This is a genomic window from Nocardiopsis changdeensis, assembly GCF_018316655.1.
GTDB lineage: Bacteria > Actinomycetota > Actinomycetes > Streptosporangiales > Streptosporangiaceae > Nocardiopsis > Nocardiopsis changdeensis.
On sequence record NZ_CP074133.1, the window covers coordinates 1,146,597 to 1,158,898 of the forward strand.

General features: G+C 72.9%; 13 protein-coding genes. 9 read left to right on the plus strand and 4 right to left on the minus strand.

Going from position 1 to position 12,302, the window contains the following annotated elements; genetic code table 11:
* The first annotated feature begins 36 nt into the window (after positions 1-36).
* The 3 genes from KGD84_RS05415 (at position 37) to nudC (ending at position 3,738) form a co-directional block, all read left to right on the plus strand.
* Complete coding sequence (locus tag KGD84_RS05415; RefSeq protein ID WP_220565002.1) at positions 37-1,086, plus strand: 2-aminoethylphosphonate ABC transporter substrate-binding protein; 1,050 nt, start codon at positions 37-39, stop codon at positions 1,084-1,086.
* Positions 1,087-1,248: 162 nt separating this feature from the next.
* Positions 1,249-2,625, plus strand: coding sequence for a dipeptidase (locus KGD84_RS05420; RefSeq protein ID WP_220565003.1), 1,377 nt, complete (start codon positions 1,249-1,251; stop codon positions 2,623-2,625).
* Positions 2,626-2,757: 132 nt separating this feature from the next.
* On the plus strand, positions 2,758-3,738 hold the full coding sequence (gene nudC / locus KGD84_RS05425) for an NAD(+) diphosphatase (RefSeq protein WP_220565004.1): 981 nt from the start codon (positions 2,758-2,760) through the stop codon (positions 3,736-3,738).
* A gap of 78 nt (positions 3,739-3,816) precedes the next feature.
* On the opposite strand, the gene KGD84_RS05430 is transcribed toward nudC, so the two are convergent.
* Entirely contained in the window at positions 3,817-4,305 is a 489-nt protein-coding gene (locus tag KGD84_RS05430) for an ANTAR domain-containing protein (RefSeq protein WP_255647067.1), read from the minus strand.
* 106 nt (positions 4,306-4,411) lie between these two features.
* A complete protein-coding gene (locus KGD84_RS05435; RefSeq protein WP_220565553.1) occupies positions 4,412-4,672 on the minus strand; it encodes a mycoredoxin in 261 nt (86 codons plus the stop codon).
* Between the two features lie 295 nt (positions 4,673-4,967).
* Between KGD84_RS05435 and KGD84_RS05440 the strand changes: the two genes are divergently transcribed.
* The 6 genes from KGD84_RS05440 (at position 4,968) to KGD84_RS05465 (ending at position 10,229) form a co-directional block, all read left to right on the plus strand.
* Positions 4,968-7,094, plus strand: coding sequence for an ATP-dependent DNA helicase UvrD2 (locus KGD84_RS05440; RefSeq protein WP_220565554.1), 2,127 nt, complete (start codon positions 4,968-4,970; stop codon positions 7,092-7,094).
* Positions 7,091-8,005: an acyl-CoA thioesterase II gene (tesB, locus tag KGD84_RS05445; protein ID WP_220565005.1), complete on the plus strand. Its 915-nt coding sequence runs from the start codon at positions 7,091-7,093 to the stop codon at positions 8,003-8,005. The genes KGD84_RS05440 and tesB overlap by 4 nt, the downstream gene beginning before the upstream one ends.
* Before the next feature lie 202 nt (positions 8,006-8,207).
* Positions 8,208-8,603 (plus strand): hypothetical protein, encoded by a 396-nt coding sequence (locus KGD84_RS05450; protein ID WP_220565006.1) that lies wholly within the window; start codon positions 8,208-8,210, stop codon positions 8,601-8,603.
* Between the two features lie 206 nt (positions 8,604-8,809).
* The gene (locus tag KGD84_RS05455; protein ID WP_220565007.1) at positions 8,810-9,088 is read left to right on the plus strand and encodes a WhiB family transcriptional regulator; all 279 of its coding nucleotides are present in this window, start codon (positions 8,810-8,812) and stop codon (positions 9,086-9,088) included.
* A gap of 57 nt (positions 9,089-9,145) precedes the next feature.
* Positions 9,146-9,307, plus strand: coding sequence for a hypothetical protein (locus KGD84_RS05460; protein WP_220565008.1), 162 nt, complete (start codon positions 9,146-9,148; stop codon positions 9,305-9,307).
* Positions 9,308-9,656: 349 nt separating this feature from the next.
* Complete coding sequence (locus KGD84_RS05465; protein WP_255647068.1) at positions 9,657-10,229, plus strand: M48 metallopeptidase family protein; 573 nt, start codon at positions 9,657-9,659, stop codon at positions 10,227-10,229.
* 48 nt (positions 10,230-10,277) lie between these two features.
* Here KGD84_RS05465 and KGD84_RS05470 read toward each other — a convergent pair whose 3' ends face one another.
* Together KGD84_RS05470 and KGD84_RS05475 are read right to left on the minus strand one after the other, a co-directional pair.
* Complete coding sequence (locus KGD84_RS05470; protein ID WP_220565009.1) at positions 10,278-10,835, minus strand: NUDIX hydrolase; 558 nt, start codon at positions 10,833-10,835, stop codon at positions 10,278-10,280.
* Complete coding sequence (locus KGD84_RS05475; protein WP_220565010.1) at positions 10,836-12,284, minus strand: zinc-dependent metalloprotease; 1,449 nt, start codon at positions 12,282-12,284, stop codon at positions 10,836-10,838. It abuts the gene before it with no gap.
* Between the last annotated feature and the right edge of the window lie 18 nt (positions 12,285-12,302).

Consider the following 12,302-nt stretch of genomic DNA (forward strand, 5'->3'; position numbering starts at 1 on the left):
CCCGCCACCGTGCGCCTTCACCGAGAGGTTCCCACCATGACCACCAGAACCGGGACCGCCGCCGCGGCCGGCACCGCCGCACTGGCCCTCGTCGCGGGCCTGACCGCCTGCGGCCCCGCCGAGACCGGCCCCACCGTCACCGTCTACTCCGCCGACGGCCTGCGCAACGAGGAGGGGACGGGCTGGTACGACGAGCTCTTCGCCGAGTTCGAGGCCGAGACCGGCATCTCCGTCCAGTACGTGGAGGGCGGCTCCGGGGAGATGGTGCAGCGCGCCGCCCGGGAGCGGTCCAACCCGCAGGCGGACGTCATCGTCACCCTGCCGCCGTTCATCCAGCAGGCCGACGGCCTGGACCTGCTCCAGGAGTACGTGCCCGAGGGCGCCGAACACGTCGGGACCAAGGACCCGAACGGCAGGTGGACGTCCATCGTGGACAACTACTTCTGCCTCATCCACAACACCGAGGAACTGCCGGAGCCGCCCGCCACCTGGGAGGACCTGCTCGACCCGCGGTTCGAGGGCCGGCTCCAGTACTCCACGCCCGGGGTGGCCGGCGACGGCACCGCCGTGGTCATCCAGGCGGTCCACGACTTCGGGGGGCTGGAGCCCGCCATGGACTACCTCGGCGAACTCCAGACCAACAACGTCGGCCCGTCCTCCTCCACCGGAGCGCTGGGCCCCAAGGTCGACAAGGGCGAGCTGCTGGTGGCCAACGGCGACGTGCAGATGAACTACGCGCAGTCACGCACCATGCCCGACATCGGCATCTGGTTCCCGGCCGTGGAGGAGGGCGGGGACCCCACCACGTTCGCCCTGCCCTACACGGCGGGCCTGCTCACGGGGGCGCCCAACGCCGACAACGGCCGCGCCCTCATCGACTTCCTGCTCAGCGAGAGCGCCCAGAGCCGGGTGGCCCCGGTGGCGGGCGGCTTCCCGGCGCGCGGGGACGTCGAGCCGGAGGGCGAGGAGGCCGAGGAGCTGGCGGCGCTGCTGGAGGGGGTCACGGTCTTCGAGCCCGACTGGGAGGTCGTCGAGGCCGAGCTGCCGACCTACCTCGACGCCTGGGAGCAGGCCACCGGCGGCTGACCGCGCGCGGCGGGGCCCGCCCGTCCGCCCCGGGCGGGCCCCGCCGCACCGTGCCCGGACGCCCCGCCGGCGGGCTCCCCGGTCCGGGTCCCTGCGGACTCCGACGCATCCGACCAGGTCTAAGGTCGGAAGCGACAAGGACGTCGGAACGAGGACACGAACATGGACGTACGCACCTACATCGAGGACCACCGGGACGAGTTCCTCTCCTCCCTCAAGGAGTGGCTGGCGATCCCCTCGATCTCCGCGGACCCCGGGCACCACGAGGACGTGCGCCGCTCCGCCCGCTGGCTGGCCGACCACCTCGCCGCCACCGGCTTCCCCACCGTCGAGGTCTGGGAGACCCCGGGCCTGCCCGCCGTGTTCGCCCAGTGGCCCGCCGCCGACCCCTCCGCCCCCACCGTCCTCGTCTACGGCCACCACGACGTGCAGCCCGTCGACCCCGTCGAGGAGTGGGACACCCCGCCCTTCGTCCCCACCGAGCGCGGCACCTCCCTGTACGGCCGCGGCGCCTCCGACGACAAGGGCCAGATCCTCTTCCACACCCTGGGCCTGCGCGCCGCCCTGGCCGCCTCCGGGGCCGACGCCCCGCCGGTCACGGTCAAGCTCCTGATCGAGGGCGAGGAGGAGTCGGGCTCCGTCCACTTCGCCGAGCTCATGAAGGCCAACCGCGCCCGCCTGGACTGCGACGTCGCCGTCATCTCCGACACCACCATGTGGGCGGCCGACACCCCGTCCATGTGCGTGGGCATGCGCGGCCTCACCGACGTCGAGATCTCCCTGTACGGCCCCGGCCGAGACCTGCACAGCGGCTCCTTCGGCGGCGCCGTCCCCAACCCGCTCAAGGCCATGAGCGACCTGCTCTCCGCCCTGCACGACGAGGACGACCGGGTCGCGATCCCCGGCTTCTACGACGGGGTCGTCGAGGCCGGGGCCGAGGAGCGCGAGCTCATCGCCCGCCTGCCCTTCGACGAGGGGGAGTGGCTCGCCACCGCCGCCTCCACCGCCACGTGGGGCGAGCGGGGGTACAGCACCCTGGAGCGCATCTGGCTGCGGCCCACCGCCGAGATCAACGGCATGTGGGGCGGGCACACCGGAGCCGGCGGCAAGACCATCGTGCCCCGGTCCGCCCACGCCAAGGTCAGCTTCCGCCTGGTCCCCGGACAGGAGCCCCTGAAGATCCAGGAGCGCGTCCGCGACTTCGTCGACTCCCGTGTCCCCGACGGCCTGCGCGCCGAGCTGGAGTTCGGGGGCCCCGGCGTGCGGGCCTGCGCCTCCGACCTGTCCTCCACCGCCCTGAAGGCGGCCCGCCGCGCCATGGAGCGCGCCTTCGGCACCCCGGTGCTCTTCACCCGCGAGGGCGGCAGCGGCCCCGAGGCCGACATCGCCGACATCCTCGGGGCGCCTCTGGTGTTCGTCGCCGTGGGCCTGGACGAGGACAACATCCACGCGCCCAACGAGAAGGTCGAGACGCCGCTCCTGCTCAAGGGGGCCGAGAGCGTCGCCTACCTGTGGGAGGAGCTGGGCGGCACGGCCTGACCCGGCCCGCGACGACCCGAGGGGCACTCCCGCGGGCCCGGGCATGCGACGGGCCCCGACGGCGTTGTCCCTGTCAGCCGGCGGCCGCACCCCGGGTGCGGCCCCGCTCCCGCACACTTCCCGGAAGGACCCATGCACGTCGACACCACCGCCTCCAGGCCCGGCCCCGCCGCGTCCCGCCCCATGCTCTCCCGCGCCGCCGTGGACGCCGCCGCACACCGGCGCACCGACCAGGCCTGGCTGGAGCGGGCGTGGCAGGACCCCGACACCCGGGTCCTCGTCCTGGAGGGCGGCGACCCCACGAGCTACGGGTGGAAGGCCCTGATGGCCAAGCAGTCACGGGCACTGGTCACCACCGACGGGGACCCCGAGCTGGTCCTCACCGCGCCGGAGGCCGCACCCGAGGGCGAGCGCTACCTGCTGGGGGTCGACGGCGGCCGCGCCTACTTCGCGGTCCGCTCCCCGGCCGGACTCGTCGAGCGCGACGGCGCCCGGCCCGCGTCCCTGCGCGAGCTCGGCCCGCTGCTCGGCGACCGCGACACCGGGCTGCTCACCCGCGCCGTGGCCCTGGCCAACTGGCACGCCACCCACGGGTTCTGCCCGGCCTGCGGCGCGCCCACGGTCATCTCCGCCGCCGGCCACCTGCGCCTGTGCGAACGCGAGGGGCGCGAGCAGTTCCCGCGCACCGACCCGGCCGTCATCATGCTGGTCCACCGCGGAGAGGGCGGGGACGAGCAGGTCCTGCTCGGCAACAACCCGAACTGGGACGCGCGCCGCTACTCCGTGCTGGCCGGGTTCGTCGACGCCGGAGAGTCCCTGGAGCAGGCGGTCGTCCGCGAGGTCGCGGAGGAGGCGGGGGTCGTGGTCGAGGAGCCCCGCTACCTGGCGTCGCAGCCGTGGCCGTTCCCGCGCAGCCTCATGGTGGGCTACACCGCGCGGGCCGTCGGCGAGACCGAGCGCACCGACGACGAGATCGGCTCCCTGCGCTGGTTCACCCGGACCGCGCTGGCCGAGGCGGCGGCCACCGGGGAGATCGTGCTCCCCGGTCCCGTCTCGATCGCCCGCACCCTCATCGAGCACTGGCAGGGGGAGGCCCTCCCCGGCCAGTGGTGACCGAGGGGGCGTCTTGGGGGCCGGTCCGTCCGCCGACCCTCCCGACAGGGTCGGTGGCCGTCGTGCCCCGGAGCCGGGTCAGTTGGTACCGGGGGAGACGCCCAGCTCGTCCGGCAGCACCGTCAACGGGCTGGTGCTGCTCTCCACCACGTCGCTCGCCAGGTCGGCGACCTTGCGGCCGCGCGAGCGCGCCGAGGAGCGCAGCCGCTCGAACGCCTCGCGCGGCGGCATGGTGTGCCGCTCCGCGAGGACGCCGATCGCCTGCTCCACCACCACGCGCGAGTGCAGCGCGTGCTCCAACTGGGCGATGGTGTGGCGCAGGCGCTCCACCTCGGTCGCCCCTTCCGGCGCCCGTCCGGGCGCCTGCGCCCGCCGGCGCTCCCCGCCCGCCTCCGCGGTGAGCAGGTCGGCGAGGACCATCGCGCTCACCAGGTCGGGCAGCTCGTGCCCGTTCCCCACGCGCCACCCCGTCGGGGTGCGGCGCACCACACCGACGTCGACCGCGTCGGCGACCGCTATGTCATGAGAACTCACGTCGTCCCCCAACTCAACACTCCCCGTCGTCATACGTCCGAGCCGTCCATGGCCGAGAGCGGCCGCACCGGGGAGAGGGCCCCTCGGGGTCACGGGGCGGTCGGCCCGCGGGCGGGACCCGCGGGCCGGCTTCTCCGGGCTACGACAGCTCGGCCAGCTTCTGCTTCACCTGAGCGAGCGACGGGTTGGTCATCGCCGCTCCGTCACTGAAGACCACCGTCGGGACGGTTTGGTTCCCGTTGTTGACCTTCATCACGAGTTCCGCGGCCTCCGGGTGCTCCTCGATGTTCACCTCACGCCCGGTGATCCCCTCGCGTGCGAGCTGGCTCTTGAGCCGCTTGCAGTACCCGCACCAGGGGGTGGTGTACATCGTGAACTGTTCGGTGGCCGTGTTCGTCATCTCGCTCACGTTTCTTCTCGTCCTACGGTCGGCGTTCTCGCCCGGTCCCACATCCCAACACCGCGGGGCCCGGTCCGCTTCCCCCGACCGCGTGACACAACGTGGGACGCCTCACAGACCGGACTGGTTCTGAAATGTGTCGGTCGGCTCCGTGGCCGCAACCGGCCGCGGTCCGCCCGCCCGGTCCCCGTGGGAGCGGCCTGTGGACGGGTGCGGTTCCGTCCCCGGCGCGGCCGATACTTGAGAGACTGACCCACAGAACCGCACAACCGTCTCGACCATGTTCAGGAGCACCATGGACCCCGACCGCGTCCTGGAGGGACTGGACCCCGAGCAGACCCTGGCGGCGCGCGCCCTGCGCGGCCCCGTATGCATCCTGGCCGGTGCCGGAACGGGCAAGACCCGGGCGATCACCCACCGCATCGCCCACGCGGTCGCCGGCGGGGTCGTCTCCGAGCAGCAGATCCTCGCGGTCACCTTCACCACCCGCGCCGCCGGGGAGATGCGCGGACGGCTGCGCGCCCTGGGCGCCCCCCGCGTGCAGGCCCGCACCTTCCACGCCGCCGCGCTGCGCCAGCTCTCGTTCTTCTGGCCGCAGGTGATCGGCGGCGAGAAGCCCACCCTCATCGAGAGCAAGATCCAGGCGGTGGCCCGCGCCGCCCACTCCGTGGGCGTGCAGCCCGACCGCACCGGCCTGCGCGACCTCGCCTCCGAGATCGAATGGGCCAAGGTCACCCAGGTCCGCCCCACCGACTACGAGAGCGCCGTCGCCAAGGCGTCCCGGCAGGCGCCGCTGCCCGCGGGCGAGGTCGCCCGGGTCTTCGAGGCGTACGAGGAGCTGCGCCGCGAGCACAACCTGCTCGACTTCGAGTCCATGCTCGAACTCACCGCCGGCATGATCAACGAGTACCCGGCCATCGCCCAGCGGGTCCGCGAGCAGTACCGCTACTTCGTCGTGGACGAGTTCCAGGACGTCAACCCGCTGCAGAAGCTCCTGCTCGACGCCTGGCTCGGCGACCGCGACGACCTGTGCGTGGTCGGCGACCCCAGCCAGACCATCTACTCCTTCGCCGGGGCCACCCCCTCCTACCTCACCGGGTTCGCCGCCCGCTACCCGCACGCCACCGTCGTGGAACTGGTCCGCGACTACCGCTCCACCCCCCAGGTGGTGCGGGTCGCCAACCACGTGATCTCCCAGGCCCGGGGCACCACCTCCGCCGGGCACCTCACCCTCCGGGCCCAGCGCCCCGACGGCCCCGACCCCGTCTACCAGGAGTACGACGACGAGCCCGCCGAGGCCACCGGGGTCGCTCGCAAGATCCGCGCCCTGATGGAGGAGGGCGTCCCGGCCGGGGAGATCGCCGTCCTGGTGCGCATCAACGCCCAGTCCGCCGCCTACGAGCAGGCCCTCACCGACCAGGGCATCCCGTTCAGCGTGCGCGGCACCACCAGGTTCTTCGAACGCCCCGAGATCAAGCAGGCCGTCCACCTGCTGCGCGGCGCCCGCCACGAGGCGGCCGGGGAGGAGCCTGCGCCGCTCATCACCACCGTCCGCCAGCTGCTGGGGCAGATCGGCCTCACCGACACCGCGCCCGAGGGCCGCCAGGCCCGCGAGCGCTGGGAGTCGCTGGCCGCGCTGGCCCAGCTGGCCGAGGACATGGCCGCCGCGCCGCGCCCCGGGGGCGCCCCGGTCACCATGAACGACCTGGTCGAAGAACTCGACGTGCGCATCTCCACCGAGCACGCGCCCGGCTTCGAGGGCGTCACCATCGCCTCCCTGCACGCCGCCAAGGGCCTGGAGTGGGACGCGGTGTTCCTGGTCGGCCTCACCGAGGGCATGATGCCGATCATCTACGCCGAGACCGACGAGCAGGTCGAGGAGGAGCGCCGCCTCTTCTACGTCGGCGTCACCCGCGCCCGCGAGCACCTGGCGATGTCGTGGTCCCTGGCCCGCTCCCCGGGCGGGCGCAAGACCCGCAAGCCCTCCCGGTTCCTGGACGGCCTGCGTCCGGCGTCCCCCAGCACCGCCGCCCGCCGGGCCGAGCGCCGCCGCGGGCCCGCCCGCTGCCGGGTGTGCGGGAACACCCTGACCGACGCGGCCGAGCGCAAGCTGGGCCGCTGCCTGGACTGCCCCTCCAGTTACGATGAGGCGCTGCTGGAGCGCCTGCGCGACTGGCGGCGCGCGGTCTCCCAGGAGCAGAAGGTCCCCGCCTACGTGATCTTCACCGACGCGACCCTCCAGGCGATCGCCGAACAGGAGCCCTCCGGGGTCCCGCAGCTGTCGGCGGTGTCCGGTGTCGGTCCGGCGAAACTCGACCGCTACGGGGAGGCGGTGCTCGCGCTGGTCGCGGGCGCCGAGCCCGCCGAGGTCATGGAAGGTCGGGACGCCCCCGACGGCGAAGAGGAGGATGTGGCCGGATGAGCGACAGAGCCGACGAGACCCGGCGGGACCAGTCGTTGGCCGACCTGCTGGCGGTTCTGGACCTGGAGCGGATCGAGGTCAACATCTTCCGGGGCAGCAGCCCCCAGGAGGGCCCCCAGCGGGTCTTCGGCGGCCTGGTCGCGGGCCAGGCCCTGGTGGCCGCGGGCCGGACCGCGCCCGAGGACCGGTACGTCCACTCCCTGCACGCCTACTTCATCCGCCCCGGCGACCCGGCGGTGCCGATCGTCTACGAGGTGGACCGGGTCCGCGACGGCCGGTCGTTCACCACCCGCAGGGTGGTCGCCGTCCAGCACGGCAAGCCGATCTTCACCCTGTCGGCCTCCTTCCACAAGGAGGAGCCGGGGCTGGACCACCAGATCCCGATGCCCGACGTCCCCCCGCCCGAGGAGCTGCCCAGCACCCGCGAGCGGCTGCGCGCCGAGTTCGGCCGGGTGCCGGGGTTCGTGCGCTGGCACCCCATCGAGCTGCGCCCGGTGGGGCCGCTGTCCTACGAGGCCGAGCGCGACCCCCGGCTGCGCACGGCGGTCAACCCGGTGTGGCTCAAGGTCGACGGGAAGCTGCCCGACGACCGGCTCACCCAGGTGTGCCTGATGACCTACGCCTCCGACCTCACCCTGCTGGACACGGTGCTGCTGCGCCACGGGCGGTCCTTCGCCGGGATCTCCATGGCGAGCCTGGACCACGCCATGTGGTTCCACCGCCCGTTCCGCGCCGACGAGTGGCTCCTGTACGCGCAGGAGACCCCCAGCGCCCAGGGCGCCCGGGGGCTGGCCCGCGGCCTGGTCTACACCCGCGACGGGCAGCTGGTGTGCTCGGTGGTGCAGGAGGGCCTGATCCGGGTGGTGGACGCCGAGGGCTGGTCCGACGCCCTGCGCCCCGGCCCGGTGTGACCGCTACCGGCCACGGGGGCCGGCAACAACGCGGGGACCCCGCGGATTCCCTGGAACCCGTGGCCGGATGAGGACGTTTTCCCAGGTCAAAAATAGGTTGCTAGTTTTCGCGGGCGACCCTTAGTCTGTACATCGTCGCCAAGACCGCTCTATGGCGCGGGAGGGATCCCGCCGCCCGACCGTGAAGGAGGTGCCCGATCAAATGATGACCACGAGCTTCGCTTCGACCGTGTCGTCCCGTCAGCAGTGGCTGAACGCTGTCCCGGGCACCGCCCTGTCCTGCGGTCTGCCCGGCGGCTCCGCCCTACGCGGTGAGCGCGCCATCGCCGGCGATGCCCTGAGGGGCATCGGCCTGGCCTCGGCCAAGGGTGCCCCGAAGGGCGTCTTCGTCGAGGGGACCGGTCCGGACTTCGGAGGCTTCGGCTTCCGTCCCGTCGCGACCGTGATCCTCGCCGCCGAGCACGAGTCCAACGGCAGTGGTGTGTCCACCGGCAACGAGAGCGCCCGTGACCGCGGCGAACTCATGACGGCTCGCACCGAAGCAACCCCGCGCCGCTATGGCGCACCGGGGAAGTGTCCACGGAGGAATCCGGCCTAGCCGACTAGGCCCAGGGTCTCCATCCGTGGCCGCGGTCCCCGAATTCGGGGCCGCGGCTTTCTTTGTATCCTCGTCCGCCCGATCTCCCCCGGGGAGGCAGGGCAGGCGTCTGCATCGCAAGTCAGGTCCCGCACCGGAACCGCATCCGGTGAACCGAGAACACCGACCGCGTTGTACGAGACGAACAAAGATCTTGGAGGGCACCGATGCTCGCGTCGGTCCTGGAAACGCCCTGGCTGGGCGAGACCGAAATCCCCTGCCGTATGCAGCCCGACCTGTTCTTCGCCGAGGCCCCCGCCGACGTCGAGGCGGCCAAGGCCCTCTGCGGCTCCTGCCCGGTCCGGGAGCAGTGCCTGTCCGACGCCCTGGACCGCAAGGAGCCCTGGGGTGTCTGGGGAGGCCAGCTGCTCGTCGCCGGCCAGGTCGTGGCGCGCAAGCGCCCGCGCGGACGCCCCCGCAAGAACCCGGCTCCGGTCGCCGCCTGACCGCTCCACCCGAACTCTCCACCGCAGCACTACAGACCCCGAAGGACTGAACGAGACATGATGATCCTGGAACTCCTGGACATGACCAACGAGCCGATCGCCGAGACCCGCGAACGCCAGGGCATCCGCCTGACGGCACGGGAGATGCGCGCCCGCCAGCGGGAGCAGCGCCGTGCCGAAGACGCGCTCATGGAAATCGCGTGGTCACGCCTGTGTTGACCGGGTGACCGGGCGCGGTGGTGACCTGAGGTGACCAGCGCGCCGGACCCGGCCGACAACGGCGGACACATGCGGAACCGGTGCGGAACCGAGACGGGGCCGGATGGCGATCCTCGAAGGGGGTCACCGTCCGGTCTCTTTTCTGTGTACGGACAATAAAGGAATGCTCCGGAACGGGGCCCGGAAGGCCCTCCGAAGCGGGGCGGAATACCCCAGGTCAGGCCGGAATGCGCGACGGGGCCGGGATTTCCGCCCACCCGGTCCGTTCTCACCGAGGAGACGAAATCAAAGACATAACGGGACAACACACTCCTGTTCGAGAGCGCTGTCCTCGGCTACCGTAAAGTTCGTGCCCTCGAACACCAAAATCGAGGTGCGACGCAGTCCTCGCCGCCGGCGCACCGTGTCGGCCTACAGGGACGGGGACACGACCGTCGTCCTCGTGCCCGCGACGTTCTCCCGCGCAGAGGAAAAGCGCTGGGTGGGACGCATGCTGCAACGCCTGGAGGCGCGCGAGGAACGCCGTCGCCCCGGTGACGGGGAGCTCCACGAACGCGCGGTCGAACTGGCCCGCCGTTATCTGGACGGCACCCGATTGCCGGACAGCGTCCGCTGGGTCGACAACCAGAATTCCCGCTGGGGTTCGTGCACCCCCGACACCCGCACGATCCGCATCTCCCGACGCGTCGCCGGAATGCCCTCCTGGGTGGTCGACTACGTCCTCATCCACGAGCTCGCGCACCTGTTCATCCCGCACCACGGCTCGGAGTTCTGGGAACTGGTGCACCGCTACCCCAAGGCCGAGCGCGCCCGCGGCTACCTGGAGGGGTTCAGCGCCGGATCGCGCTCCGAACCCTGCGAGCCCGGCCTGGCCCCGGAGGAGCCGCTCACCGGCGCCGAGGTCGCCCTCGCGGAGGAGTGACCCCGGGCGGCGGAGCCGCCGGGGACAGCGGCCCGCGGCCGGTCCCCCTCACCGGGCGGCGAGGTGGGCGGCGACCGCGGCCGCGGCGGCCGACACCAGGGAACGGGTGACCTCGTCGGTGGGTTCGGGGAGCGCGTCGACCGGGAACCAGCCCAGGTCGGCGGACTCGTCCGGGTCCATCACCGGCTCCGCGCCGGCCGGGGCCAGCAGCGCGTACTGCACGTCCAGGTGGAAGCTGCCGCCGCCGCAGGGCACCGCGTGCCGGTCCAGCCGGATCGGCCCGGGCAGCAGCTCCAGCCCCGGGATGCCGGACTCCTCGGTCGCCTCCCGCAGCACGGCCTCCGCGAGCGTGGCGTCCTGCGGCTCGCAGTGGCCGCCGGTCTGGAGCCACATCCGGTGGACGCGGTGCAGGGTGAGCACCACCCGGTCGCCCTCGGCGGAGACGACCGCCGAGCTGGCGGTGATGTGCCCGGGCAGGCAGCCCCGCCACATCCCGTCCTCGTGGGCGTCCAGGTGCGCCACGTACGCGCGGCGCAGCTCCTCCTGGCGCGCGTCGGGCGCGGCCCAGGCGGACAGCACCGCCCGGGCGTCGGCGTGCAGCGACACCTAGGAGTCCCCTCCCGGCCGGTCCGGCTTCCCCTCGTCGGGCTCCTCGCCGTCCGGCTTCTCCTGCTCCGGCCCCTCGCCGGCGGACGCCCCGGGGGCCTCGCCGGTGAGCGTGGAGATGTCGAAGTCGGCGTCGGCGAACGCCCCGCCGCTGACGAACGCCGTCGGGTCGTCCAGGTCCTCGCTGCCCGGCATCAGGTCCGGGTGCTGCCACACGGCGTCGCGCCCGTCGATGCCGCGCGCCTCCTCCAGCGCCTTCCACAGCGCCTGCGCCTCGCGCAGCCGCCGCGGACGCAGCTCCAGCCCGACCAGGGCCGCGAAGGTGTGCTCGGCCGGACCGCCGGTGGCCCGGCGCCGCCGGGTCGCCTCGGCCAGGGCGTCCGCCTGCGGCAGCCGCCCGGTCACCGCGCCCGACACCACGGTCGCCACCCAGCCCTCGATGAGCGCCAGCGTGGTCTCCAGCCGGTTCAGCGCCGCCTTCTGCTGCGGGGTGTCCTCGGGCTGGAACATGCCCTGGCCGCCCAGCACCTCCTGGAGCGACTCCGGGTTGTTGATGTCGATCTCGCCGAGCCGGTCCTCCAGGCCGCTGATGTCGAAGGACATCCCGTCGGCGTACTCGGCGACCAGACGGAACACGTGCGAGCGCAGCCACGGCACGTGCGAGTACAGCCGGTGCACGGCCGCCTCGCGCGCGGCCAGGTACAGCCGCACCTCGTCGTCGGGGATCTGCAGGCCCTCGCTGAACTTGGCGACGCCCAGCGGCAGCAGCGCCGCGGTGCCCTCGCCGGCCAGCGGCAGCCCGATGTCGGCGGTGCCCACGACCTCCTGGGAGAGCTCTCCCACGGCCTGGCCCGCCTGCTGGCCGACCATCATGCCGCCCATCTGCTGGATCATGCCGAGCAGGGGACCGGCGACCGACTGCATCTCCTCGGGCAGGCTCTGCCCCATGGACCTGACGGTCTTGCTGGTCAGCGGGTCGCACAGCTGCGCCCAGGAGTCCATGGTCTTCTCGACCCACTCCGAGCGGCTCCACGCCTGCGCCGTCTGCACGCCCGAGGGCAGCGAGGTGGACTGGTCCAGCCACAGGTCGCCCAGGCGCAGCGCCTCCTGGACCCTGGCGTAGTCGCCGGGCGGCACACTGGGGTCGCCCTTCTGCGCGACGACCTGTCGCGCTATGTCCTTGGCCATACTCCAGTTGATGCCCGAGCCCGTGCCCTGTCCGGCGGGGGTGCCGCCGGGGGCGGGCTGGGCCGACATCATGTCGGCGAACCGGCGCAGCATGTCGGCCATCTGCTGCGGGTCGCCGAACGGGAATCCTTCGGGTGTTCCGGAGTCCCCTCCGCCCGGGCGGCCGCTGCCGGCACCACCCGAGCCGGAGTCGCCAGCGCGGCGTCCGGACTCGTCATCGGGATCGTTCGGCATGCTGAAACCGAAAGGCAGGTCGCTCACAATCAGACCTCAGGCAGG

Bases quoted from the DNA above. Each gene is read 5' to 3' on its own strand.
- KGD84_RS05415 (WP_220565002.1), top strand. From the start codon at position 37: ATGACCACCAGAACCGGGACCGCCGCCGCGGCCGGCACCGCCGCACTG.
- KGD84_RS05420 (WP_220565003.1), top strand. From the start codon at position 1,249: ATGGACGTACGCACCTACATCGAGGACCACCGGGACGAGTTCCTCTCC.
- nudC (WP_220565004.1), top strand. From the start codon at position 2,758: ATGCACGTCGACACCACCGCCTCCAGGCCCGGCCCCGCCGCGTCCCGC.
- KGD84_RS05430 (WP_255647067.1), bottom strand. From the start codon at position 4,305: ATGACGACGGGGAGTGTTGAGTTGGGGGACGACGTGAGTTCTCATGAC.
- KGD84_RS05435 (WP_220565553.1), bottom strand. From the start codon at position 4,672: ATGACGAACACGGCCACCGAACAGTTCACGATGTACACCACCCCCTGG.
- KGD84_RS05440 (WP_220565554.1), top strand. From the start codon at position 4,968: ATGGACCCCGACCGCGTCCTGGAGGGACTGGACCCCGAGCAGACCCTG.
- tesB (WP_220565005.1), top strand. From the start codon at position 7,091: ATGAGCGACAGAGCCGACGAGACCCGGCGGGACCAGTCGTTGGCCGAC.
- KGD84_RS05450 (WP_220565006.1), top strand. From the start codon at position 8,208: ATGATGACCACGAGCTTCGCTTCGACCGTGTCGTCCCGTCAGCAGTGG.
- KGD84_RS05455 (WP_220565007.1), top strand. From the start codon at position 8,810: ATGCTCGCGTCGGTCCTGGAAACGCCCTGGCTGGGCGAGACCGAAATC.
- KGD84_RS05460 (WP_220565008.1), top strand. From the start codon at position 9,146: ATGATGATCCTGGAACTCCTGGACATGACCAACGAGCCGATCGCCGAG.